The sequence below is a fragment of the Thiomonas delicata genome, from assembly GCF_900088825.1.
Lineage (GTDB): Bacteria > Pseudomonadota > Gammaproteobacteria > Burkholderiales > Burkholderiaceae_C > Thiomonas_A > Thiomonas_A delicata.
Genome location: NZ_LT592170.1, coordinates 736306 through 760984 on the forward strand (window position 1 = coordinate 736306; position 24679 = coordinate 760984).

General features: G+C 67.3%; 19 protein-coding genes and 1 pseudogene. 6 read left to right on the forward strand and 14 right to left on the reverse strand.

The features are described from left to right. Window positions 1-30: 30 nt before the first annotated feature. Window positions 31-669: a YbhB/YbcL family Raf kinase inhibitor-like protein gene (locus THIARS_RS03480; protein WP_094159489.1), complete on the reverse strand. Its 639-nt coding sequence runs from the start codon at window positions 667-669 to the stop codon at window positions 31-33. Between the two features lie 155 nt (window positions 670-824). Continuing rightward, window positions 825-1736: a cation diffusion facilitator family transporter gene (locus tag THIARS_RS03485; protein WP_094160603.1), complete on the reverse strand. Its 912-nt coding sequence runs from the start codon at window positions 1734-1736 to the stop codon at window positions 825-827. A 203-nt stretch (window positions 1737-1939) separates the two neighbouring features. Between THIARS_RS03485 and THIARS_RS03490 the strand changes: the two genes are divergently transcribed. The 3 genes from THIARS_RS03490 to THIARS_RS03500 are packed head-to-tail and all read left to right on the forward strand — an operon-like array spanning window position 1940 to window position 6281. After that, window positions 1940-3658, forward strand: coding sequence for an ABC transporter permease (locus THIARS_RS03490; protein WP_094160604.1), 1719 nt, complete (start codon window positions 1940-1942; stop codon window positions 3656-3658). A 19-nt stretch (window positions 3659-3677) separates the two neighbouring features. Continuing rightward, window positions 3678-5072 (forward strand): ABC transporter ATP-binding protein, encoded by a 1395-nt coding sequence (locus THIARS_RS03495; protein WP_222423025.1) that lies wholly within the window; start codon window positions 3678-3680, stop codon window positions 5070-5072. A gap of 42 nt (window positions 5073-5114) precedes the next feature. Beyond that, complete coding sequence (locus THIARS_RS03500; protein WP_094159490.1) at window positions 5115-6281, forward strand: glycosyltransferase; 1167 nt, start codon at window positions 5115-5117, stop codon at window positions 6279-6281. A gap of 78 nt (window positions 6282-6359) precedes the next feature. On the opposite strand, the gene THIARS_RS03505 is transcribed toward THIARS_RS03500, so the two are convergent. From THIARS_RS03505 to THIARS_RS03530, 6 genes are all read right to left on the reverse strand, one after another. Then, window positions 6360-6620: a hypothetical protein gene (locus THIARS_RS03505; protein ID WP_245845473.1), complete on the reverse strand. Its 261-nt coding sequence runs from the start codon at window positions 6618-6620 to the stop codon at window positions 6360-6362. A 45-nt stretch (window positions 6621-6665) separates the two neighbouring features. Further along, window positions 6666-6971, reverse strand: coding sequence for a MoaD/ThiS family protein (locus THIARS_RS03510; RefSeq protein WP_094159492.1), 306 nt, complete (start codon window positions 6969-6971; stop codon window positions 6666-6668). A gap of 32 nt (window positions 6972-7003) precedes the next feature. Next, window positions 7004-8287: an NAD(P)/FAD-dependent oxidoreductase gene (locus tag THIARS_RS03515; protein ID WP_094159493.1), complete on the reverse strand. Its 1284-nt coding sequence runs from the start codon at window positions 8285-8287 to the stop codon at window positions 7004-7006. A gap of 82 nt (window positions 8288-8369) precedes the next feature. After that, complete coding sequence (locus tag THIARS_RS03520; protein WP_094160606.1) at window positions 8370-10217, reverse strand: aldehyde ferredoxin oxidoreductase family protein; 1848 nt, start codon at window positions 10215-10217, stop codon at window positions 8370-8372. Between the two features lie 26 nt (window positions 10218-10243). Further along, complete coding sequence (locus THIARS_RS03525; protein ID WP_094160607.1) at window positions 10244-10717, reverse strand: 4Fe-4S dicluster domain-containing protein; 474 nt, start codon at window positions 10715-10717, stop codon at window positions 10244-10246. A gap of 273 nt (window positions 10718-10990) precedes the next feature. Then, complete coding sequence (locus THIARS_RS03530) at window positions 10991-11818, reverse strand: ferritin-like domain-containing protein (RefSeq protein ID WP_094159494.1); 828 nt, start codon at window positions 11816-11818, stop codon at window positions 10991-10993. A 228-nt stretch (window positions 11819-12046) separates the two neighbouring features. On the opposite strand from THIARS_RS03530, the gene THIARS_RS03535 reads away from it, so the two are divergent. After that, entirely contained in the window at window positions 12047-12703 is a 657-nt protein-coding gene (locus THIARS_RS03535; protein WP_186436555.1) for a YiaD family glycine zipper/OmpA-like lipoprotein, read from the forward strand. A gap of 46 nt (window positions 12704-12749) precedes the next feature. Here the strand turns inward: THIARS_RS03535 and THIARS_RS03540 are convergent, their stop codons facing one another. Continuing rightward, on the reverse strand, window positions 12750-13586 hold the full coding sequence (locus tag THIARS_RS03540) for a DUF3014 domain-containing protein (protein ID WP_094159495.1): 837 nt from the start codon (window positions 13584-13586) through the stop codon (window positions 12750-12752). A 244-nt stretch (window positions 13587-13830) separates the two neighbouring features. Here THIARS_RS03540 and THIARS_RS03545 point away from each other — a divergent pair, with 244 nt between their 5' ends. After that, complete coding sequence (locus tag THIARS_RS03545; RefSeq protein ID WP_094159496.1) at window positions 13831-15789, forward strand: PhoX family protein; 1959 nt, start codon at window positions 13831-13833, stop codon at window positions 15787-15789. 68 nt (window positions 15790-15857) lie between these two features. Here the strand turns inward: THIARS_RS03545 and THIARS_RS18520 are convergent, their stop codons facing one another. The 4 genes and pseudogenes from THIARS_RS18520 to THIARS_RS03565 all read right to left on the reverse strand — a co-directional run bounded on the left by THIARS_RS18520 (window position 15858) and on the right by THIARS_RS03565 (window position 21236). Further along, complete coding sequence (locus tag THIARS_RS18520; protein ID WP_245845475.1) at window positions 15858-16499, reverse strand: ATP-binding cassette domain-containing protein; 642 nt, start codon at window positions 16497-16499, stop codon at window positions 15858-15860. A gap of 142 nt (window positions 16500-16641) precedes the next feature. Beyond that, window positions 16642-17466: pseudogene (locus tag THIARS_RS18875) on the reverse strand (ABC transporter transmembrane domain-containing protein); the annotation flags it as partial. Window positions 17467-17604: 138 nt separating this feature from the next. After that, entirely contained in the window at window positions 17605-19011 is a 1407-nt protein-coding gene (locus tag THIARS_RS03560; protein WP_094159499.1) for an alkaline phosphatase D family protein, read from the reverse strand. After that, a complete protein-coding gene (locus tag THIARS_RS03565) occupies window positions 19011-21236 on the reverse strand; it encodes a TonB-dependent receptor (protein WP_094159500.1) in 2226 nt (741 codons plus the stop codon). Before THIARS_RS03565 ends, THIARS_RS03560 begins: the two co-directional genes overlap by 1 nt. 301 nt (window positions 21237-21537) lie before the next feature. Between THIARS_RS03565 and THIARS_RS03570 the strand changes: the two genes are divergently transcribed. Next, window positions 21538-21840: a CppA family protein gene (locus tag THIARS_RS03570; protein WP_094159501.1), complete on the forward strand. Its 303-nt coding sequence runs from the start codon at window positions 21538-21540 to the stop codon at window positions 21838-21840. A gap of 130 nt (window positions 21841-21970) precedes the next feature. Here the strand turns inward: THIARS_RS03570 and THIARS_RS03575 are convergent, their stop codons facing one another. After that, on the reverse strand, window positions 21971-24670 hold the full coding sequence (locus THIARS_RS03575) for a bifunctional YncE family protein/alkaline phosphatase family protein (RefSeq protein WP_094159502.1): 2700 nt from the start codon (window positions 24668-24670) through the stop codon (window positions 21971-21973). Window positions 24671-24679: the final 9 nt, after the last annotated feature.

The following is a 24679-nucleotide window of genomic DNA, read 5'->3' on the forward strand; positions in this document are numbered from 1 at the left end:
GATGGCGAAGTTTAAGGCCTGGCTTCGCCATCAGGCCTTAACCATGTTCAACAGCGTGGGGTTGAGGGTGTAGGTGCCCGTCAGGGAGGCTTGGGCCAGCACATGGCCGCCAATGGCCTGCCGCACCTGCTGCCCGGTGAAGGCGCCATCGACCGGGCAACGCGCGATAGACAGCGCATACAGGGTGAAGGTGTAGTGGTGCAGCCGTTCATCGTTCCATGGCGGACACGGGCCGTCGTAGCCGTGGTAGAGACCTTCCATGTCCTGATCGCCCTTGAACCAGGCCGTGTAATCGTTGATGCCGTGGCGTGGTCCGCCTGCCGGCAGCGGGCCTTTGCCGCGCGGGGTGACGTTGGCGCTCATCGCGCCCTCGGCGATTTCGTGCCAGCTGGCTGGAATGTCGACCAGCACCCAGTGGAAAAAATCCACGCGCGGCAGGTCGGCCGCAACGGTGTGGCCTTCGCGGTTCACATCGTCGGCGCGGCTGGGGACGTCCGGGTCGTGGCAGATGAGCGCGAAGCTTTGCGTGCCGGCGGGCGCACCCGACCAGGCCAGGTGCGGATTGCGGTTGTCCGAAAGCGCGACATGGCCCACGGCGGATGGCTTGCAAAACGCAAGCCGCGTCGGAACGGCTTGCTGGTCGTGGAAAGACGTGCTGCTGAGTTGCATGGCGAACTCCGGTTCTTGCGGCGGATGGGTTTGGGCGGGCTGCGCCGGCGTCGGCTCAAGGCGAGCCTGGGCTTCAATTTAGCGCAGCGGGCCATGCCGTGCACGCGTGCGAGTCAAGACCGATGCCGACGGCTCGCGCGTTGGGTGGCCGGGCGCTACTCGGGCAGATGCGCGCTGGCTTCGGGCTGACCGCACTCCTCCTGGTGGCTTTCCTCTCCCTGCGGCAGGGTTTCGATGGTGACGCCGATGCCTGGAATGGCGTCCATCAACGCTTTCTCCACGGCCAGTCGGCAGTGCGCGGCATGGCCCAGCGACCACTGCGACGGCATGTGCATGTGCATGCTGACGAAGCGGCGCGTGCCGGCGCGGCGCGTACGGACATGGTCGAAGCGCACGTCGGCGCTGCGGTAGCGTTCGAGCACTTTTTCCACGGCGGCGAGATCATCGTCGGGCAGGGATTTGTCCATCAGACCGTCCACCGAGCGCGCGACCAGACTGTAGGCCTCGCGCAGGATGTGCAGAGCCACGACGATACCCACCACCGGGTCCAGCCACAGCCAGCCGGTGAGCGGCACCAGCATGACTCCGATGATCACGCCCAGACTGGTCCACACGTCCGTCAGCAAATGGCGCGCATCGGCCTCCAGCGCGATGGAGCGCAGATTCCTGGACCCGCGCAGCATCCACCACGCCACCGCGGCGTTGACGACGGTGGCAAGTGCTGTCAGCACCACCCCCGCAGCAACCGCCTCGACCGGGCGCGGCGCCATCAGGCGGTTGGCCGCCTCGATGATGATGAGCACGGCGGCCAGACCCACCAGAAGGCCCTCGATGCCGCTGGAAAAGTATTCGGCCTTGGAATGACCATAGGGATGGTCGGCGTCGGGAGGGCGTCCCGCGATGCTGACCATCAGCAGCGCGAACCCGGCCGCCACCACGTTGACCAGCGATTCCATGGCGTCGGACAGGAAACCCACCGAGCCCGTGAGTTTCCATGCCAGCATCTTGAGTCCGATCACCACGAGCGCGGCGATCAGCGAAACATAGAGATAACGGCGTATGTGCATGGCTCGATTGTGCATGCGCGCAAAGGTGCGCGGCAGGGCACCGAGAAACAAGGGCCATTCGCTTTTGCATTCAACGGACCTCGCTCGGCACTGCTCGAATTCCAGCCATCTCGACGCCTGGGGCTTGTCACGATGGAGCCGATAGACTTGGAGGTTTACGCCACTTGCGCGCCGCGCGCACGGCCGCCCGACCTGCGTCCGCCATGACCCTCGATCTGCGCCGTCTGCCCCTGCCGCTGCCCGTGCCCAACCGGCGCGATCTGCTTGCGCTGCCGGTCATCATTGCGCTGTTTTTCATCGTCAGCCACGCCGGGCACCAGATGTCGGTGCCTTATCGCCTCGGGCAGCGGATTCCCATTTCGCTGTCCCCGCTCTATCTGCCGGAATACGGGCTGTACACCGTGTTGCGCATGCTCGCCGCGCTGGTGGTGTCTTTCGTGTTCACCCTCGGTTATGCCTGGCTGGCGGCGCACAACCGCTACGCCGAACGCTTGCTCGTGCCCGTGCTCGACGTGCTGCAGTCGGTGCCCATCCTCGGCTATTTGTCGATCACCGTCACCGGGTTCATGGCGTTGTTCCCGGACAGTCTGGTGGGCGTGCAACTGGCCGTGATCTTCGCCGTGTTCACCTCGCAGGCCTGGAACATGACTTTCAGCCTGTATCAGTCGCTCAAGACCGTGCCGCGCGACCTCCAGGAGGCCGCCACGCTGTACCGGCTCAACGCCTGGCAGCGCTTCTGGAAGCTGGAACTGCCTTTCGCCATGCCGGGACTGTTGTGGAACGCCATGATGTCGATGTCGGGCGGCTGGTTCTTCGTCGTCGCCTCCGAAGCCATCACGGTGGGGGGGCAGACGGTGACGGTGCCGGGCATCGGCTCCTACATCGCGCAGGCCATCGCCGACAAGGACCTCGGCGCCATCGCCTGGGCCATCGGCGCGATGATCGTCATCATCCTGCTCTACGACACCTTGCTGTTCCGCCCCATCGTGGCGTGGGCCGACAAGTTCAAGTTCGAGATGTCAGCCTCCGGCGAAGCGCCGCGTTCGGCCGTGCTCGACTTCATACGGCGAACGCGCGCGCTGCGCCAACTGGCGGTGATTCCCGCCGCCCTGTGGGATCTCTCGGTCCGCCTGGCGCCGCGCCTGCCCGAGCGGCCGCCCGCCCCGCCCGCGCGCAGGCGCTGGGGAGACGGATTGTTCTATACCGCCATCTTGGTCTTTTCCATTTGGGCGCTGGTCGGCCTGTTGCGCGTGCTGCCGCGGGACTTCGGCTGGCCGATGGTCGGCCATGTGCTGTGGCTGGGTTGCGTGACCGGATTCAAGGTGTTCGTCCTGGTGCTGCTGTCGGCGCTGATCTGGGTGCCCATCGGGGTGTGGGTGGGATTGCGCCCGCGCTGGGCGCAGGCGGTGCAGCCGTTGGCGCAGTTCCTCGCGGCGTTTCCGGCCAATCTCCTGTTCCCGCTCGTGGTCGTGGCCATCGTGCATTGGCACCTGAGCGTCAACGTGTTCACCGCGCCGTTGATGATCCTCGGCAGCATGTGGTACATCCTGTTCTCGGTGGTCGGCGCGGCGTCGGGCATTCCCACCGATATGCGCGAAGCCGCCCAAAACCTGGGCCTCAGGGGCTGGCTGCTGTGGAGGCGCCTGTACCTGCCGGCGATTTTTCCGGGTTTCATCACCGGGGCCATCACGGCCTCGGGCGGCGCGTGGAACGCCAGCATCGTCGCCGAGGTGGTGGCCTGGGGCGGCAAGACCCTAGTGGCCACGGGCCTCGGCGCCTTCATCAGCCAGGCCACGGCGCAGGGCCGCAGCGCACAGATCGCCCTCGGCGTGGGCGTGATGTCGCTGCTGGTCATTCTGGTCAACCGCCTGTTCTGGCATCGCCTGTATGAGCTGTCCGTGCGCCGCGTGCGCCTGGATTGAACACTTTCGAGGACGCCGCATGGCCGCAGATCCGCACCTCCTGCAACCCGACGCATCCGGGATTCGGCCCGCGCCGCAACCGCGCGCGGGAACAGACATTTTTCTCGCCGAACATGTGCGCAAGGCCTTCAAGGCGCCCGACGGCACCGAACTGCTCATCCTCGACGACGTGAACATGCGTCTGCGCGAGGGCGAGATTCTGGTGCTGCTGGGGCGCTCGGGGTCGGGCAAGTCCACCCTGCTGCGCATGCTGGCCGGACTCGTGCCGCCGAGCGACGGCACGCTGCTGCATCGCGGCCGCCCCATCGTGGCGCCTGTTGCGGGCCTGGCCATGGTGTTCCAGAGCTTCGCGCTGTTTCCCTGGCTCACCGTGCTGCAGAACGTGGAACTGGGGCTGGAGGCGCTGAAGGTGCCGCCGACCGAGCGCCGCCAGCGCGCGCTGGCGGCCATCGACCTCATCGGTCTCGACGGTTTCGAGTCGGCCTACCCGCGTGAACTCTCCGGCGGCATGCGCCAGCGCGTGGGCTTCGCCCGCGCCCTGGTCATCAACCCCGACGTGCTGCTGATGGACGAACCGTTCTCGGCCCTGGACGTGCTGACCGCCGAGACCATGCGCACCGATCTGCTCGATCTGTGGATCGAACGCAAGATCCCGACCCGGGGCATCCTGCTGGTGTCGCACAACATCGAGGAGGCGGCGCTGATGGCCGACCGCATTCTCATCCTCGGCTCCAACCCGGGGCGGGTGCGGGCGGAGATTCCGGTCGCGCTGCCGCATCCGCGCGACCGCGAGTCGCAGGAATTCCGCGACCTGGTCGAGCACATCTACGGCATCATGACCGCGCGCCCCGCGGCCAGCGTCAACGTCGCCCAGCGCGGCGCCATCAGCATCGGCCACCGCCTGCCGCACGTGTCGGTCAACCAGCTCGCCGGCCTGCTGGAGGAGCTTTCGGCGCTGGAGCAGAACACCGGCAACGCACGCATCAGCCTGCCCGAGCTGGCCGAGGACATGCACTTCTCGGTGGACGATCTGTTCCCCCTGATCGAGACCGTCGAATTGCTGGGTTTCGCCCAGGTGTCCGACGGGGAGATCGAATTGAGCCCGGCCGGCCGCCTGTTCGTGGAAGCCGACGTGCAGGAGCGCAAGCCGCTGTTCGCGCGCCATCTCACCGAGCGCGTGCCGTTGGCCGCGCGGATTCGCGCGGTGCTCGACGAACGGCACAACCACCGCGCGCCCGGCGCCCGATTCCGCACCGAACTGGAGGATCATTTCAGCGAGGAAGAGGCCGAGCACGTGCTCGACACCGCCATCGACTGGGGGCGCTACGCCGAGATTTACGCCTACGACGACAATGCCGATGTGTTCAGCCTCGACAACCCGGGCGCGGAAGAGGCCGAGGGCCTGGCGGGTTGAGTCCGCCAGCGACCATGCCGCAAACCCGACCAGCCGCATCCGATGACCACCATTGATCTCGTCTACTTCAACGCCGGCGGCGGCCACCGCGCTTCGGCCCTCGCCCTGCAGCAGGCCATCGCGCAAAGGGGGCTGGACTGGACCGTGCGGCTGGTCAACCTCACCGAGGTGCTCGATCCCCTGGGCAGTTTTCGCAAGTACGCCTTTTCACCCGAGGACTACTACAACGCCCGCCTGGCCCGCGGCCTGACCCTGGGGCTGCGCTCCGAGCTCAAGCTGCTGCAGGCGCTGATCCGGCTGCTCCACCCGACGTTGATGAAGGTGCTGCAGCAGCACTGGTTGCGCACCGAGCCGGACCTGGTGGTGTCGCTGATTCCCAATTTCAACAGAGCCTTGTACCAAAGCCTTGCCGCCTCGCTGCCGGGCGTGCCCTTTGTGACCGTGCTCACGGACATCGCCGACTACCCGCCGCATTTCTGGATCGAGCCCGACCAGGAGCAGCACTTCATCTGCGGCAGTCCGAGGGCCGTGCAGCAGGCGCTCGACGCGGGCCATGCGCCCGCGCGCATCCACGCCAGCTCGGGCATGATCATCAGGCCGGACTTCTACCGCGCATCCGACCTCGACCGCGCCGCGCGGCGCGCCGAACTCGGGCTCGATCCCGAGCGCCCCACCGGCGTGGTGATGTTCGGCGGCCACGGTTCGCGCAGCATGCTGTCGATCGCCAGCCGTTTGCCGGACACCCAGCTCATCCTCATGTGCGGCCACAACGCCAAGCTGGCCGGCAAGCTGCGCGCGCTGCCGGTCGTCGCGCCGCGCCTCGTGCTGGGCTTCACCCCCGACGTGGCCGACATCATGCGCCTGGGCGACTTTTTCATCGGCAAGCCGGGGCCGGGTTCCCTGAGCGAGGCACTGCACCTGGGGTTGCCGGTCGTCGTCACGCGCAATTCCTGGACCATGCCGCAGGAGCGCTACAACACGCAATGGGTGCGCGACAACGGCTATGGCCTGGTGCTGCCCAGCTTTCGCGTCGTCCAGCCCGCCGTGCAGGCGCTCATCGCGCAATTGCCGGATTTCCAGCGCAGGATCGGCGCGATGCGCAATCGCGCGGTATTCGAGATCCCGGACATCCTGGCTGACATCCTGCGGTCGAATGAGAAGCCAGGTTCGCTTGGCCTGGGCCGTCAACCGGTGCCGAGCACGTTCTGAGCGCCCCCCTTGGGGGTCAAGAAAACTTGGGAGCGGCCCGACGTTTTCTTGAGATCCGCGTCGCATCTCCTGCGGGAATCAGCCGCCGCCTTTCTGGAAATGCGTGGTGAATCGGTCCCACCAACGCGTTCGCGCCTCGGGTGTCGGCGCGGCGAGGTCGATGCGCACGGCCCAGCGCTCCAGCACGACCGAGCCCAACCGAGTCGGCGCCGCGGGTCGCAGCGCGATGCGCCATGCCCAGCCGTTGTGCCGGCCGGTGAAGACGTCGGGTTCCGGGTTGTGCGGGGGACCGAAAGCGGCCGTGAGCTGGCGTACGAATTCGGCGCGGGTGATGGCCATGTCCAGCCCTGCCGTTGCCGGCGCGCCGCGCCCGAACATGGGCCGTCAGCCTCCGGCCACGGGGGGCCAGATGGCGAGGGTCTCGCCGTCCTGCAGCACGCGCGTGCCGCGCTGTGCGGGATCGATGTAGACGCCGTCCACGAGCACCAGATGGACGAGCTTTTCCGGCAGGCGCATGCGCAGCACCACATCGTGAATCGTCGTGCCGGCCGGCAGATCCAGCAACACCTGATGTCCCTGCCGGGGCTGCGGCAGGTAATCGGTCAGCAGGGCCAGCAGTTTGAGGGTGATGCGGACGCTTGCCGGCGCGGGCGCCGGTGTTTGCGACGAGACAGCGGGGGCGGCGGACATCGAGACGCGGACGTGGATTAGGCGTGCCGGGCTCAGGCGGCGAGCAGCCCGCGCCGGCTTTGCCCCTGCGCTCCGGCGAGATAGGCTTCCATCAGGCGCGTCGGGTCTTCGAGAAGCCGGTCTTTCCAGACGCCGAGCCTGACGCGGCCTTCCACCAGGCCGCGCAGCACGCCGATGTGCTCGGTGGTGCCGATGCTGTGGCTGCCCACCATCACGTCGCCCTGGAACTGCAGGCTTAGATGCCTGAACGCGGCGCGGTCGGTGCGTTCCACGCCCTGCCCGCCGGGCACGCCCTGCCACTGGCCGAAGCTGCACGAAATCAGGCCCAGCGTGTCGAGCACGTTGATCTGGGTGACGCCGCGCAACTGCGCCGGCTTGCCCGCCATGTTCATCGCCGCGACATAGGCCTGGTCCACGGCATTGGGCTGGATGGCGCTGACGATGGACTTGCCGTAGACGACGTCGAACGCCTCGGCGCAGTCTCCCGCGGCGTAGATGCCGGGCATATTCGTCTGCATGCGCGCATCGGTCAGCACGCCTTGCAGGCACTGCACGCCGGAGTTTTCGAGGAAGTCGATCTTGGGTTTCACCCCGGCCGCGCTGATGACGAGATCGGCGGGCAGGCGCTGGCCGCTGGACAGGCGCACCGCCAGTGGCGCGGCCAAGTCGGCGGGGTTCGATTCGATGGACTCGATGCGGGCGGCCGTGTGCACCTGAACGCCCCTGGCCTGGACCCAGTCGCGGATCATGCCGCCGGCCACCTCGCCCATCATGCGCGGCACCATGCGGTCGCCCATTTCCACCACGCTGAGCTGCACGCGGCGGCGCACCAGCGATTCCATGATGATGCAGCCGATGAAGCCGGCGCCGAGCTGGATGACGCGCGCGCCGGGCACCGCGAGTTGCGCGATGGCGCGCGCGTCGTCCAGCGTCCAGCAGGTGTGCACGCGTTGGGCGTGAATGCCGGGGATGGGGGGCAGCGCGGGCCTGGAGCCGGTGGCGATGAGCAGGGTGTCGAAACCGAGCCGGCCTCCGGTTTCGAGCGCAAGGGTTTTCGTCCCGGCGTCCAGCGCCTTGACGCGGTCGCGCCGCAGGTCGATGCGAAGCGTCTTCCAGTGGTGCGCGTCCTTGCGCAGCCAGGTGCCGCGCTCGGTGATGTCGCCGTGCAGAAGATAGGGAATGGCCATGCGCGAATACGGCGGCGCGTCCTCGTCGCCGATCAGGGTGATGGTGTCGACCGCCGGCGTGTGCTTGCGCAGGGTCTCGGCCGCGACGACGCCGGCCGGGCCGTTGCCGATGATGACATGGTGCTTCATGGTCGTGTCCTTCGCCAGTGCGAGGTCGATGTTGGCGCCTCCCCACGCCAGTCCTCCCCGCGCGTGTGGGGAGGGGGCGGTTTCACAAGCCCAGGCGCGTGCGCGTTTCGGCTTTGAGCGTGCCCTCCGGCGTCCAGCCCCGAATCTCGTAGTACTTGGGCAGCATCTCCGGCAGCTTGTTGACCAGGCCCTTGGCGGGGCCGGTTTGCGCCGGCTCCTTGAGCAGGCGAGGCGGCAGCGTGTCGTCCTTGGCGGTGAACCCGGCGCGGTTGTTGTAGTCGCGCTCCGTGTTCCAGATGCGCTCGCCGATGAGGGCCAGGTTGTCCATGCTGAAGCCCTCGTCGCAGGCGGCGGCCAGCTGCGGCTGCAGGTCGGCCAGGGTCCAGGCGAAGGTGGTGAACACGCACACGCCGGCCGAGTCGAACACCGCCGTGGCGTCCTGGAAGGCTTTCACCAGCTCGGCCTTGCCCTCGGTGACCAGCGGATCGGTCTTCACCGGGATGCCCAGCACCTCCGAGGCCACGGTGTAGCCGCGCAGATGGCAGGCGCCGCGGTTGCTGGTGGCGTAGGCCAGGCCCATGCCCTGGATGCCACGCGAGTCGTAGGCCGGGAACTCCTGCCCCTTGACGCTCATGCTCAACTCGGGGTGGCCGTACTTGGCCGTCAGGCGCTTGCTGCCCAGGCCGATTTCCTTGCCGAAGCCTTCGCCGCGCGCGGTGATCTCGGCGAAGTAGGTCAGCGCCTTGGCCGAGCCGAACGGCGCCTCGATGCCGAGCTGCTCCTTGGTGATCAGGCCCATGTCGTACAGCTCCATCACCGCGCCCACCGTGGCGCCGAAGGTGATGGGGTCCATGCCGTCCTCGTTGCAGATGAAGTTGGCGTAGGTGAGCGCTTCCAGATCGTTGACGCCGTTGGCCGCGCCCAGCGCCCAGGCCGCCTCGTATTCCAGGCCGCCGGAGGCGCCCCAGTACTGCGGCTTGTTCTCGACCGAGAAATGGTGCGCGTCGATCTTGCTGATGCGCCCGCAGGCGATGGTGCAGCCGAAGCAGGCCTGGTTGGTGACGAGGTTGGGCTTGCCGTCGGTCTTGCGCGGCTCGTGCATGGCCTCGCCCGAAATGTCCTTGGCGCCGTCGAACTGCACCGCGCGGTGGTTGCGCGTGGGCAGGGCGCCGATTTCGTTGATCACGTTCATCAGCACCTGGGTGCCGTACTTGGGCAGGCCCTGGCCTGTCACGGCGTTGTCGTGCAGCACCTTCTTGCCGGCGTTCACCGCCGCCATGAAGGCCTTCGGGTCGCGCACATGGCCCACGCCTTGCGTGCCGCGCACGGCGATGGCCTTGAGGTTCTTGCTGCCCATCACCGTGCCGACGCCGGAGCGCCCGGCGGCGCGGTGCAGGTCGTTGACCACGGCGGCGTACATCACGCCGTTCTCGCCGGCGCGGCCGATGGAGTTGACGCGGATCAGCGGGTCCTGGTGATGGCTCCTGATCCAGGGTTCGGTCTCCCACACCGTCTTGCCCCAGATCGGCGCCGCGTCACGCAGCTCGGCCTTGTCGTTCTCGATGTAGAGGTAGACCGGCTTGGGCGACCTGCCCTCGACGACGATCATGTCCCAGCCCGCCATCTTGAGTTCGGCGCCGAAATAGCCGCCCGAATTCGAGCAGGCGATCGCGCCGGTCAGCGCCCCTTTGGTGATGACCGAGTACCGTCCGCCCGTCGACACCATGGTGCCGGTCAGCGGCCCGGTGGCGTAGATGATCTTGTTGTCGGGCGACAGCGGGTCGACCTTGGCGTCGACCTCCTCGACGAAATATTTGGTCGCCAGCCCGCGCTGGCCGATGTAGTCGCGCGCCCACTGCATGTTCAGCGGCTCGCTCTTGGTGGTGCCTTGCGTGAGGTTCACGCGCAGAATCTTTCCAGCCCAGGTCATGGTGGTGTCTCCTCGTGTGCGGCGCGTCAGGCGGCGTTCTGGTTGCCCAGCCGGGCGGCCCATTGCTGCATGCGCCCCAGGCCCGTCCAGTCGGCGTCGATATAGGTGATGGCCCCGGTGGGGCAGGCCTCGGCGCAGGCGGGCTCGCCGCCGCACAGATCGCATTTCTGCACCTTGCCGGTGTCAGCCACGTAGTTCACCGTGCCGAACGGGCAGGCGATGGTGCAGACCTTGCAACCCACGCAGCTGTCCTCCAGCACGATCTTGGCGCCGGTGGCGGCGTCGACCTTGATGGCTTCGACCGGGCAGGCGTGCAGGCACCAGGCTTCGTCGCACTGGGTGCAGGTGTAGGGAACCTTGCGCCCGGTTTCGTGGAAATCGAACACCTTGATGCGTGATTTGGCGGTGTTGAAGACGGCATAGTTCTCGTATGAGCATGCCATCTCGCATTGCAGGCAACCCGTGCACTGATCCGGGTCGATATGCAGGGACTTTTGCATCTTGCGTCTCCTCGTTGGCGTCGTCGCAGCCTCGATCTGCAGGCGGCGCGCCATGCCGATCGGCGTCGCAGGTTTGCCATTCACCTGGCCCCGCAACGCGCGGCTCCGAGCCCAATATAGGCCGCCTCGCCGCAGCTTGGAAACAAGGTTTTTCCGGTGTCCGAGCAAGGCGCTCGGGTATGCCGCCAGGCGTCATCCACCTGGCGTTCAACGTCTGGGGCACCGCGTGCCGACGCCTCCTCTGGAGGCGGGCCGGGCAGCGCGTCTGGCGCGTCAGTTCAGCAGGACGCGCCGGGCCACCGCGGCGAGCGGCCGCTCGGCCCAGCGTTGCATGCGCGCGCCGAGCAACAGGGGCTTGAGCGCCATGCGCACCGCCAGTTCGATGGGATATTGCGTACTCATGAGCTCGTAAATCTGCTTGCTCACGGCATCGATGGACGGCGGCTGCGCGCGCCCGCGGAAGCGCCACGCCGCGGCATGGCGCAGCGCGATGTCGGCGTCGCTCTGGCGCAGCTCGGCGACGCGGCGCCAGAGCGCGGCGATCACCTTGGGCCGGTGCAGCCCCTCCTGTTCCCGGTACTTGAGGAAATAGTGATAGAAGTGCTTGTAGTGCTGCACTTCGTCGGTGCGGATGCGCCAGGTCAGGTCGCGCAGCACGGGTTCGTCGCACACCGCGTTGAGCGCCTGGTAATAGGTGGTGGTGCCCATCTCCACGATGCAGCGCGCCACCATTTCCTGGCCGCGCGTGGGTTCGAGTTCGTCTGTGGTGCAGAGCTTGGAGTACTCCGTGAAAAAGTCGGCATAGGCGCCGTCCCAGTCGAAGTCGGGCCACACGTGCTCGATATAGGTTTTCAGCGCCAGGCCGTGCTGCAGTTCTTCGGGCTCCCAATGCTGGCTCAGCCAGTCGCCCACTTCGGCGTCGCCGGAGAAATAGTCGACCAGGTTGCGCGTGTAGGTGTCGGTTCCGCTCTCGATGAACGAGGCGCTGCACACCAGCAGGAACAAGTCATCGCGCTTGCGCAGGCGCACGGTGTCGATGGCGGTGAAATCCAGGTCTTCCAGGTGCCAGCGCAAATCTGCCGGGCGAGGATTGTCGTGCATTGCATTCTCCAGTGCTTGGATACGTCAGGGATCCGTTGCTCCAACCCCAAAGTGCGGCTCTTAGAGATGAATGGCCATGTTCGATGTCTCGTGAGACACTGTACGACTGAATTTGGTTCGGATTTTCCTGGGCCTTGTGCTCACGGGTCCACGCCGCGCGCGATGCCGGGACAAGTCGTTACACTTGCCGCGCAAATGTTTGCCATGTGTTATCCAAGGAGAACAGTCATGTTGAAACGCACGATCGCCTTCGCTGTCGTCGGCACCCTGGCCCTCGGGGGTTGCGCCGATATGAGTCAGTCGCAGAAAAGCACCGCACAAGGCGCGGGCATCGGCGCCGCGGCGGGCGCCGTCATCGGCGCGCTCACGGCGGGCGGCAATCCCGGCCGCAGCGCCGCCACGGGCGCCATCGCGGGCGCCGCAGTGGGCGCCGCGGGCGGATATCTCTGGAATCAGCACCTGGAAAAACAAAAGCAGCAGATGGAGCAGGCCACGGCCGGTACCGGCGTGCAGGTCACCAAGACGGCCGACAACCGCCTGAAAATCAATGTGCCGGCCGACGCCGGCTTCGCCACGGGCAGCGCGCAGCTCAACGGCAACCTCTACCCCGTGCTCAACCAGTTGGCCTCCGGCCTGGTGCAGAACCCGACCGAGTCCGTGCAGATCCTGGGCTACACCGACAGCACCGGCTCGGATGCCATCAACTATCCGCTGTCCGAAAACCGCGCCCTCAGCGTGAAGAACTATCTGGTGTCGCGCGGCGTGCAGCCGCAGCGCATCGCCACGCAGGGCATGGGTTCACAAAATCCCGTGGCTAGCAATAACACGGCACAGGGCCGGGCCATGAACCGCCGCGTCGAGATCTTCGTCGCCTCGGGGCAGTAAACCGCCCCCGCGCGCCGCAAGAAGCGGCGCCCTTGGGCTCGCGCGCTCAACTCGCCGGCGCGGCGGGGTGCATGTGGCGCGCGAGTTCCTGTTTGATGGCGCGCAGCTTGGCTTTCACCAAGGCTTCGTTGCGCCCCCCCATGCGCATGAGAATCTTCTGCCCGGCAGAAGCCGATTCCAGCGCGGGGTCGGCGTACTGGTACAGAACATGCGGCTGCGTCAGGCGGATGGGCGCCTGGGGTTCGGGCGCGGCCAGCAGGTTGTCGATGACCACCAGCAGGCGGGCGTTGAAGTCGCCCTGCGGGTAGCCGAGTTGCTTGTAGGCGCTTTCGAACAGCGGGTAGAACGCCAGATAGACATCGACCAGGCGTTTGGGCTCGACCGATTCCAGGATGCGCATGTCGTTCGCGTAGCGCTGCGCGTTGTCCGGGCTGATGGCCAGTTCGGCGCCGGTGCCCACGGTGCGGAACGCTCCGGGTACGGGCTTGACCGGCCAGGCCTTCGCGGGAACCTGGGCGCGGGGCAGGTTGTCGATGGTGGCGACGATATGCATGACTAGGCGATGCGGGATCACCCAGGCGAGGAAGGCCTGGTGGCCGATCAGTCCGGCGATGGCCTTGCCCATCGCGGCGTCGCTTTCGCCGAGCGCGGGAAGCGGCTGCGCCGATGACGCCGGCAAAGCCAGCTCGGGCGCGGAGGCGGGGGCCGGCTTGGGCGCGGACAAGGCCGGCGTGCTGGCCGGCGGCGTGGCCGAAGCCGGCGGTGCCACCGGCGCGCTGACCTGCCGCGGAGCTTCCGGATGCTCGCGCTGCCAGTCGAAATAGCCGAATGCGGCGATCAGGGCCACCAGCAGGACGACGATGAATCTCAGCGGGTTTTTCATGACGCTCCTCTCGGATCCGGAACACGCATTCTGACAGTGTTCCGTGCTGAGACGCCATCGCTCCGTCTTCGTTCTTCAGCGCGGAGCGCGGCGCGTCCGGCACGCTGTCAAATGCCTGTCACATCGGAAATGTAACTTGATGTTTGTCGTGTCATCACGTGTAACGCATGCTGGCCGGCTGATGCCCACCGCCACAGGCGGCGTCACCTCTTGCCATTCACCGACTGTGAAGGATTGCTCCATCATGACCCAAGTCTCCCAACTGTCGCGCCGGCAGGCGCTCAAGTTGTTTTCCGGCGTCCCGCTGCTGCCCCTGGCCACCCTGGGCGGAACCGTCTTGCTCGCAGGCTGCGGCGGCTCCAGCACGGCCGCGACGCCGGCCGCGGCGCCCACCTCGGCCAGTTTCACCCCCATGGCCGCTCCGACCCTCGCGGACGCTTCCGCCATGGCCACCACCAGCGTCGCATCGAGCCTGAGCGTGGCGTATCGCGACGGCAGCACCCAAAGCTACAAGCTCGGCTACCAGCCGTTCTTCATCACCGGCGACCAGGTGCCCAATCTGCAAGGCGGCACCATCCTGGCCGGCGGCTATTTCGATATCAACGGCAAACCCATCGTCGACACCTCCGTGCCCGGCCAGGAGCGCCAGTTCTTCTCCGACTGTCCGGACGGCACCTGCCTGTTGCAACCCATTGCCGGGGCCGACAAAGCCAAGCTCGGGGTCAAGGGCAATCCGGTGTTCGCCGTGGTGCAGTTCGAGTACGCCACGCGCGACCAGGCGCTGGCCAGCCAGTACGGCCGTCTGCCCTCGCCCATCGCCGTGCTCACCCTCGACCAGGACCCGGCGACCGGCAAGCTCAGCCTGGCCAAGTATTTCAACGTGCCGACCCAGGCCGCCTACGGCCTGTGGATCACCTGCGGCGCCAGCCTCTCGCCCTGGAACACGCATCTGTCCAGCGAGGAATACGAGCCCGACGCCTTCGCCGCAGCGAGCGACACCCGGTTCAAGGCCTTCATCACCAATCTCTATGGCGACGCCAACGCCGTGAACGACCCGGTCAAGGCCAACCCCTATCTCTACGGCCACCTGCCCGAAGTCACGGTGAACGCCGACGGCACCGGCACGCTGACCAAGCATTTCTGCCTGGGCCGCATCTCGCACGAGCTGGTGCATGTCTGCCCCGACCAGCGCACCGTGCTGATGGGCGACGACGCCACCAACGGCGGCGCCTTCCTGTTCGTCGCCGACAAGCCCGCCGATCTGTCCTCGGGCACGCTCTACGTCGGCAAGTGGCACCAGACCTCGGGCGTCGGCCCCGGCGCGGCCACGCTGACCTGGATCAAGCTCGGCGCCGCCACCAGCGCCGACATTGAGGCCCTGGCCAAGAGCCTCAAGCCCACCGACATCATGGACCTGGCGACGGTCGATCCGGCCGACGCCAGCTACACCAAGATCCGCTACGGCGGCAAGGACAACTGGGTGCGCCTCAAGCCGGGCATGGACAAGGCCGCCGCCTTCCTCGAAACCCACCGCTACGCCGCGCTGATGGGCGGTTCGATGGGATTCACCAAGTGGGAAGGCACCACGGTCAACGCCAAGGACAAGGTCGCCTACGTGGCGATGAGCTACATCCAGTCCTCCATGACCGACGGCAGCACCGACATCAAGGTCCAAGGCCCCAAGGCCGGCGCCGTGTACGCGCTCAACCTCAAGGGCGGCCAGACCGACAGCGCCGGCGCCGCGATCAACAGCGACTGGGTGCCGGTGGACATGGCGCCTCCCGCCGCGCTGGTCGGCCAGGATCTCGCCGCCGCCGACGCGCTGGGCAACCAGGCCCATGCCGACAAGATCGCCAACCCGGACAACCTCAAGTTCTCCGAGAAACTGCGCACCCTGTTCATCGGCGAGGACAGCGGCATGCACGTCAACAACTTCCTGTGGGCCTACAACGTCGACAGCAAGCAGCTCGCGCGCATCCTGTCCTGTCCCGCCGGGGCCGAATCCACCGGCCTGCAGGGCGTCGACGACGTCGGCGGCTGGACCTACATCCTCAGCAACTTCCAGCATCCCGGCGATTGGGAAACCCCGCTGCACGACATCGTCAAGCCCACGCTCGACCCCCTCGTCAGGTCCAACTACAAGGACCGCTTCGGCGCCGCGGTCGGCTATCTGACCGGCCTGCCGCAGACCGCCAAGATCTGAGCACGACGACGCGGCGCCGTGCCGCGAGACGCTTGGGCCCGCCACGGCGGGCCTTTTTTTGGCGCGCGTCAGATCGCCTGGGCCATGGGCCTGAGCTCGCCGGAAGGGAGGTGGACGCACACATCCGCATGGCGCATCACCGCGTCGCGATGCGTGATGGCGATGACGGTCGGAACCCGGGCGTGCACGGCTTCGAGCATGGCCAATTCGGCCTGCGTGTCGAGCGCCGACGAGGGTTCGTCGAGCAGCATGATCTGCGGCCTGCGCACCAGCGCGCGCGCGATCCCCAGGCGCTGGCGCTCCCCGCCGGACAGCAGCTGGCCGGCCGCGCCGACATCCACGTCGAGAATGTCCGTTCCGGCCGGGGCGTCCTTGTCGAAGCGCAGCGCATCGAGCAGCGTACGCAGCTCCTCATCGTCAACCCGGTGCGGGCAGCCATACAGCAGGTTGTCGCGCACCGTGCCGCTCACGATGGCGGGCTGCTGCGGCACGAAGCCGATCAGGCTCCGCACCGCGTCCAGCGCATAGTCCGCGATCGGCCGCCCGCGAAGCATCACCCGGCCCGAACTCGGCGAGAGCAGGCCGGCCAGCAGACAGAGAAAGGTGGTCTTGCCCGCCCCCGAGGGACCGACGATGGCATAGCTGCGCCCTTCGGCCAGGTTCAGGTTGAGTCCCGTGGCGAGCGCCCGGCCATCGTGGCCGTACGCCACGTCTTGCAGCGCGAACCCGCCATCCCCCCGACCTGATGAACCTCGCGCACCGTGCCGCCCCGCTCCGCGGGCTGGTCGAGATAGGCGAAACCGCGCGGCGAACGCCGATCAGCACGCCCGCAAGCACGGTGAAAGGCATCGTCAGTTGCAGGACGTAGCCGGTGACCATCACGAAATCGCCCGAGGAGAAGCTTCCGCCCAGGACCTGCTGCGCCAGGTACAGGCTGCTGCCGAGCAGAATGAAGCCGACAGCCAGGGACTGCATGCTGAGATAAAAGGCGAACAGGGCATTGCCGCGCGCGGACACATCGACGTAGCGGCGCAGCGTGCGGCCGACGAAAGCCCGCTCCTGCGCATAGGCCGCGTTGACCTTGATGTCCAGCATCGCGCCGAACTTTTCCACCATTTGCGCGGTCAGCGCGTTGCTCGCGGCGATCATCTCGGCATGGCCGCTCTGGGTCCGCGTCGCGATCGCCACCGCCAGCGCGAAAGCCGCGAGCAGGCGGACAAGAAACGCCGCGGCGAAGCCTCCGCTGACGGTCCGCGTCAGAATCGCGCCGACCATCAGCAGCTCCACGACGATCGGGCCGACGGTCCAGAAAAAAACGAAACTCAGATCGCTGAAGGCACGACGGCTGTTCTGGATGTCGCCGATCAGAACGCCGCGGTCGTGGCGCAGAAACTCCGCATAAGGCCATCGCAACAGGTGCATGTAAAGGGCCTGTTGGAAGGCGGCGTCGCAGCGCGCGGCGATGGCGGCGAACGCCGCGTGCTTGGCCCATTCGGCCACCCGCGCCAGCATCCAGCATCCGGCAAAGGCGAGGACGAGCGCGGTCGCTGCGGCGGAGCTTACCGTTGCCAGGCTGGCGGGGGCCAGCTTGTTGGTCAGCTCGCGCAGGAAATAAGGCCAGGCCGCATTCAGTCCGGCGATGCACAGCAGCAGGACCGAGGCCAGCGCGAAGTGCATGACGATGCGCGCGTCATGCCGCCTGACGACGCCGAAGGCTCGCCAATACAGCGCCCAGGCGCCGCGGCTGTGGTCAGGGCGAGACGAAGCGGCCTGGGCCAAGCCTGTTCCTCCACGGGCGATGCCGCGCGTCTGGCCTCATGCCCACCCCAACTGCCCGGCCTCGATGCGCTGCGACCCTAGCGTTGTGCCCGCGACGTCGCGGGTGATGATCTCCAGCGCGCGGTCCTTGTCCTCGCCCGTGAAGCGCAGCACGCCGTAGTTGCGCTCGGCGACGAGGGTTCCCGGGACGCGGTTGGGATTCGCGTCGCCCCTGGACGGGCCGGAGTTCAGCGGCGAGCAGGTGTACTCCAGGAGCGGGTAGTCGGCCTTGCCGCCATAGCGCGGGCGGGGGTAGCGCGTGAGCTCGGTGATGTGCCGGTCGCCCGACAGGAACACCACGCCGGGGATGCGGGCCTGCTGCAGCCAGCCGAGAAATTCGGCGCGTTCCACAGGGTACTGGTTCCAGCCCTCGTAGGCATCGTCGTCGTTGAGCATCTGGCCGCCGGCGGCGATGATCTTGAATCTCGCCCGGGAGAACAGCAGGGCGTTTTTCAGCCAGCGCAACTGTTCTGCGCCGAACATGGTCTTGCCGCGCTCAGCGGGGCCGCTGGCGTCGGCGTCGCGCCAGTAGCGGTCGTCGAGCAAAAAGAAGTCGGCGTCGAACAGGTTCACCTTGGTGAACACCCCGGCAACCTCGGGCAGGCCGTAGGCGGGATTGGCCCAATAGCGCTTGAAGAGGCGCAGCGACTCACCCTTGAACGTGAAGCTCAGATCGCCATCATTGGGGCCGTAGTCGTGGTCGTCCCAGATCGCCACCTGCGGAGTCGAGCGCAGGAAGTCCTGCAACGGCGCGAACGCGCGGTCGCGCCGGTAGCGCAGGGCCATGCCCTGCGGGCTGAGCAGGTCGGCCTCGCGAAAGTACAGGTTGTCGCCCAGCCACACCATCAGGTCGGCGTGTTCGCCGCGCATCGCGTCGTAGATTTCGTAGCCGCCGCCGTAGGGCGGTCCCGGGCGGTCGAACGGCGGGTCGTTGATATAGGCGCAGGAACCGGTCAGCACGGTGAACTCGGGGGGCGGGCCGCGAAACAGCCAGATTTTTTGCGTGCGCAGCCGCAAGGGCTTGCCTTGCACCGCTTGACCGTTCACGTAGGCCTGGCAGAGATAGCTCACGCCGGGGGTGAGATCGTCGAGCACGATGTGGGCGCAGAACTCGCCGGCCGCGTCGGTTTTCACGGGCGCGGTGCGACGCTTCGCACCGCGCTGATCCTGCGGTGCGAAGTCGATGAACACCTCGGCGGCCCCCGGGGTTTGCAGCCACACCACGCCCGAGCGCGCCGCCACATAGCCTTGCATCGGCCCGGCATGGAGCATGCCGGGCGGCGCGGGGTCGGCCCAGGCGGCGGGAAATGTCCAGGCGCCCCCCGCCACCAGCGCGCCCGCGCCAAGCCCGGTGCGCAGGAAGCCCCGCCGGTTCAGCGCGGGAAACTCCGAGGTCCCTTGCATCAGAACCTCGCTTCCAGGCTCAGGTAGTAGCTGCGCGGCATGTTGAGATAGACATAGGGGTTGCTGGAACTGCCGCCGTAGCTCGTGTTGTAGGTCTTGTCGAGCAGGTTGTCGACGTTGAGCGAGACCGTGAGTTTCTGCAGCCCCAGGCCCTGCACCGTGTCGCCGCGGTCGAAGGTGTAGCGCAGGCTGGCGTTGGCCAGGGTGTGCGCCTGGATGGGCGAGGTGGCGCCGTTGGAATACACGTAGTACGACTCGCCCGCGTACTGCGCGCCGAGCGAAGCGCGCCACGGCCCCTGGGTGTAGATGCCGCCGACCGCCAAGGTCTGGTGCGGGGCATACGGGAAGGGTTTGTTGCTCGCGCGCAGCTGGGCGTTGAGCAGGCCGAGGTTGGCGTACATCGACCACATGCTGCTGAAACGGAAGTTGTTCTGCCAGGCGATGCCTTCGTTGACGGCGCTCCCCGCGTTCTGCAACTGGCTGCCCTGCTGGCCGCTGGGCAGGGTCACGTTCGTGGACAGGATGTAGTTCTGGAAGTCGACGCGGAACACGTCCACGCCGCCGCTCCAGATGCCGGCTTGATACAGCAGACCCATGTCGTAGGTCTTGGCCTGCTGCGGGTTCAGGTTGGGGTTGTAGGTGCCGGTGTAGTACTGGTTGTACTGCGGCGGCTGGGTGTTCTCGGTGTAGTTGGCGTAGGCGTGCAGGCCCTGCGCGAGCTTGTAGTTCACCCCCAGCGAAGGCATGGTGGTGCTGAAGTCGTTGTTGAACTGGCCGGGCTGATTCTGCGCCAGCGCCACATCGTTCGTGAAATCGCGGCTGACCTTGAGGTACTTCAACCCGCCCTGGACGACGAGGTCAGGCGTGGTGTTCCAGGTGAGGTTGAAATAGGGCTCGACCAGCTTGGTCGTCACCGGCTCGACATAGCTCGAACCCAGGTACTGGCCGCTGGTGCTGCTGAAGTACCGGCTGTCGTGCGTGGTGTCGTTGTTGTTGGTCCAGAGCCCGGCTTCCAGGCCCAGGGTGCTGGCCAGCGGCGTGTTCAGGCGCAGGATATTGCCCCAGCGCTTGGTGTCGTTGATGCCATGCGTCACGAACAGCCCGCCCGCGGGCGCGAACACTTTCTGCGCCACGCCGCTTGGAACCAGCAGGGTGGTGGACGCAGCAGCGCTGGCGCCGCCACCAAAGCCGTTGCCACGATAGAAGTAGAGCTGATCGGACAAGGTGGTCTGGCCGAAGGTGGCTTCGTACTTGGCGTAGCTCAACCAGTTCTGGTACTGGTTGTATTTGTAGGCCGGGGAATTGGGGTTGGGCTTGCCGTTGACCACCGTGGCGCCGCGGTTGCTGTTGCAGGTGTCGCCGTATGTGGCCAGGTCGGCCGCGGTGCAGCCGCCGTAATAGCCGAAGTTCTGGTTGTTCTGGCTGTAGAACAGCGTGAGTGCGCCGGGGCCGATCTGGCTCACGCTCTTGAACAGGTACTGCTTCTGGTCGCTCGGGGTGTTGTCGAAATAGCCGTCGCTGTGGTTCTTGTTGGCATAGAGCCAGAAGGCCGTGGGGGCGCCGGTGCCGGCGCCGAGCAGGCCGGAGTTGAGCAGGACGCCTTCGTTGTAGGTGCCGAACGAGCCGTACCCGGCCAGCAGCGAGGCCGACATCTTCGGATCGGGGTTCAGGCTGTAGGTTTCCACCGATCCGCCGAACGCGGCCAGGCCGGGAATGGCCGCCGAGCCCGCGCCGGGGAAGTAGCGCGTGCCGGCAATCAGGCGCGTGGGAATGAACTCGTTGCTGTAGAAGGCGTAGCTGTCGTTGTCGTTGAGCGGAATGCCGTCCAGCGTCCAGTTGATCAGGCTCTTGTCGAAGCCGTTGATGTAGACGTTGTCGCCGTTCTGGCTGGAGCCGGTGCTGACCACCATCACATTGGGCATATTCGACAGCGCCTGGGTGAAGGAATCGGTCGGGTTGAGCAGCTGGAACTGGCCGGCGGTGATCGTGGTCTGGGCCTGGGTTGCGTCGGGGTTGAATTGCTGGATGGTGTCGAGCTGTTGCTGCGCAAGGTTGCCGACCGTGCCGGCGGGCGCCTGGAGGAAAAAGCCGCCGCTTGTTGCCGCGGCGGCCTGCCCCTGGGCCTGGACCTCGCCGAGGCTGGTCTGGGCTTGGGCAAGATGCGCACTGCCGAAGCACAGGGCCAGCGCGAGGGCAAGACGGGTGGGATGGCTGTGGATTTTCATGGATGTCGTTGGGCGGCAAATGGAAACAAACGGCCATTCTTGAAACCGCGCGTGACGCCGCATTGACCGCCCGATGAAGATTGCATGACGTGGCGACCCTGCCACATGACCCACGTTGGGGGGCTTGCGCCGCGCAGGCCGCGAACCTCCGGACGCTGCGCAGCCGAGCGCGGCTGCGACATCCATCGACAGGCCAAGATCCCCGCATTTGGGGGGTGGGGCCGCAGACACGTCCGATGGCCTGTGAGGGTGGGCTATGCTTTGAGTCCCTCAAGCGTCAATCTCACAAGGAGTGTCCGACATGGAGGGCATCAAAACAGAATTTCCCGGGGAATTGGATCGTTTGTGCCTGCGCATCGAGAACGCCGCCGACGCCAATCTGGCGCGCTGGATGGTGGAGCAGGCCGGTGTGGAGAGCATTCGCGCCGCGGCTTTCGAGCTGACCTCGCGCAAGAAGCCCAAGCCGGCGAAGGTGGCGCAGGCGCTCGACATGCGGGTGCCTGATGGGCTGGCGCACGACGCGCAGGTGTCGTCGCAATTCGACCATGCCTGGGCCGGGCCGTTGCGCCGGGCCGGCATGTTGCGCGCGCAGGCGCGGCACTGAGCGCCCCCCAGGCCGCCGCTATGCAGCGGCCGCCCCCCGAAGGGGATGGGCAAACTTGGGCTGGTCCTGCGTTTTCTCATGGGGCCGAACGCGCGGGCGGGTGACCTGCGCCGCGCGGCTGGCGCCGGCCTCAGTCGTCGGCGTCTTTTCCGGCGATCAGGCTCGAGACCGGACGGTGCTGCCGCGCGGCCAGGGCCTGCACATGGGCCAGCATCGCGGCATAGGCTTGCGGGCCCTTGGTCGCCAGCCAGACTTGGCGCATCTGCTCGGGCCCGCTGATTTTCAGCAATTCGGTGGGCGTGTAGCGCCGCGCGGCTTCCGGCGACTGGGCGGCCAGGCGCATGTCGCCGGGCACCTGCGCCACCGGCATCGCGGCGAAAGGCGAGTCGGCCGGACACGTGCCGGGGTTGCGCTGCAGCGCGAATTCCATCGGCAGCACCTGGGTCTGCGCAGCGTCCGGGTGTACCCGCCAGATGCCGTCCAGCACATGGGCGTTGGCATCCCACTGCGACATCGGCGCAATGCCGGCCACGGCTTCGATGGTGCGCAGCAGGTCCACCTGCGACAGGTGCCGCGTCACCAGCATTCCCGGCTTGACCCATGGCCCCGCGGCCACCGCGAAGGTACGGTGCGCGTCGATGTGGTCGGCGCCGGATTGCGCGTCGTCCTCGGTCAGCAGCACCAGGGTGTGTTTCCACTGCGGCAGGCGCGAGACGGCGTGGATGACCTGCGCCGTGGCCAGGTCGTTGTTGGCGACGTAGCTGTCGGGGCTGGGCAGGCAGGGCGCGCGGCCGGCGGTGTGGTCGTCCGGCAGCCAGATGTAGAGCACGCGTGGCAGAGGGTGGGCGCGCAGCCATTCTTGCGCGATGGCGGCGCGGTCGGTGTCGAGCACCAGGCGGTCCCAGGCCGGGTAGTCCACCGCGAGGTGCTGGCGCAGCGCGGGCGAGATGTCGCCGATCCTGTTGCGCGAGGCGAATTCGCCGAAGTCCTCGAAGCTCACATGGTGCGCCAGCAGGTCGTTGAACAGGAACAGGCGGGCCGGGTAGGTGATCCAGGGATTGCTCCAGTGGCCCAGCGCCGAGAGGCTCTGGTAAATCGCGTGCGGGTTGCGCGCGCCGCGGGCGTCGGGCGCCAGCGACTGCGTCCAGCCCGAGTTGGCGATGTAGCCGCGGTCGGAGTAGTACAGCGGCCAGGTGCGCTGCACGACGTCCGAGTCGGAGCCGGCGGTGGTCCACTGGTGGCCCTGCGAGGTGACCTCGCCGTCGGCGTAGAAATGGACGAACAGCGCACCGTGCTCCGCCATCGTGTACAGGTTGGGCAGTTCGCGCGGGCCGTAGAGGTCGAGCTTGGGATCGGCCCATGGGCCCGCGCCGGGATACTTGCCCAGGGCCTCGTCGAAGGTCTTGTTCTCGCGCAGGATGAACACGACGTGGCGGATATGCCCGTGCAGCCAGGCGGTGGCGCGGGCGTTGGCGGCGGCCAGCACCCGGCGCTGCGCGGCGCCGAAACCGTTGTGGTCCAGGGCCTGCCGTGTCCACGCCGCGGCGTGCGCGGGCAGCTCGCGCAGGTCCACGCGCTGCAGCAGGCCGTGCATGAAATCGCCTACCCACTGGTGATGCACGTTCGGCCCGCTGCCCATGCCCTTGGCGCTCACGACGTCAAGCGCGTCGTTCTGCACGGCCAGGGACGTGGGGTACCAGCCGGTGGGAACGAGCGCGACGCGGCGGCCGGTTTTCAGGTCGTAGATCGCCACGTCGTCGTTGCCGGCATTGGCCACGAACAGCCGGCCGTTGGCGACCGCCAGCGCGTCGGGATAGCTGCCGGGCGGCGCTCCCGGGTACGGCGCGTCGTCGATGCTGCGCACCGCCTTGAGGCTGCGGGTGTCGACGGCGACGATGCGGTCGAGGTTGGCGTCGGCCACCCACACCAGCGGCGTGCCCGGCTGCGCCGCCAGCGCGGTGGGATGCGCGCCCGCGCCGGCGCTTCGCGGCCCCAGCACGGGACCGGTGGGCACTTCGCCCAGCACCTTCCACGCGGCGCGGTCGATCACCGTCACGCCGTTGCCGCCCCAGTCGCTGACCACCAGGCGGCGGGCGCCGTCGGCCAGGGCCACGGCATAGGGATAGCTGCCCGCGTGGAGATAGGCGGTCGCTCCGCTTTGCAGGTCGATGCGCGCCACGCTGTTGCTCAGCATGCCGCTCACATAGGCATGGCGCCCGCGTGGGCCGATCACCACGCTGTCGGGGTAGAAGTGGCGCGGCTGCTGCCAGTTGCCGGCGTATTGGTAAGGGTACTGGCTGCGGGGGAAGGGCTGCCATTGCAGGGCGTAGCGGCGCACCAGGCGCAGCGTGCCGCCCTGGCGGCGCAGGGCCAGCAGATCGTCGCTGTCGCCGCCTGTGGCGTAGAGCGTGCCGTCCGGGCCCGCCGCCAGGCCCTGGAACAGGCTCTGGCCCTTGATGGTGCCGGCGTCGCCTTCGTCCTCCGCGGCGCCGGGCTTGCCTTGCGCCACCGTGGCGCCCGGCGCCGCGCGCCGGCCTTCCTTGGTCTTCAGCGTGGCGATGCCGCCTTGCGGCGCCAGATCGCCTGCCGCGTACAGGCGCAGGCTCTGCGCCTTGTTCGCGCCACCGTCGAGCACGGCCAGGACATCGCCGCTCGCGACGACCTGGGTGGGGAAGTTGGGCGTGGCGGCCACGTCGCCGACCGGGGCGAGAACACGCCCGCTGGGCAGCACGGCCTGGGGTGGGTCGGCAGCCCAGGCCGGCACCGGCGCCAACGTCAGCGCTGCCGCGAGAACACGATGCCAGAGTCCTGCGCCGGTTTTCGTCTGCATGTCGAATCT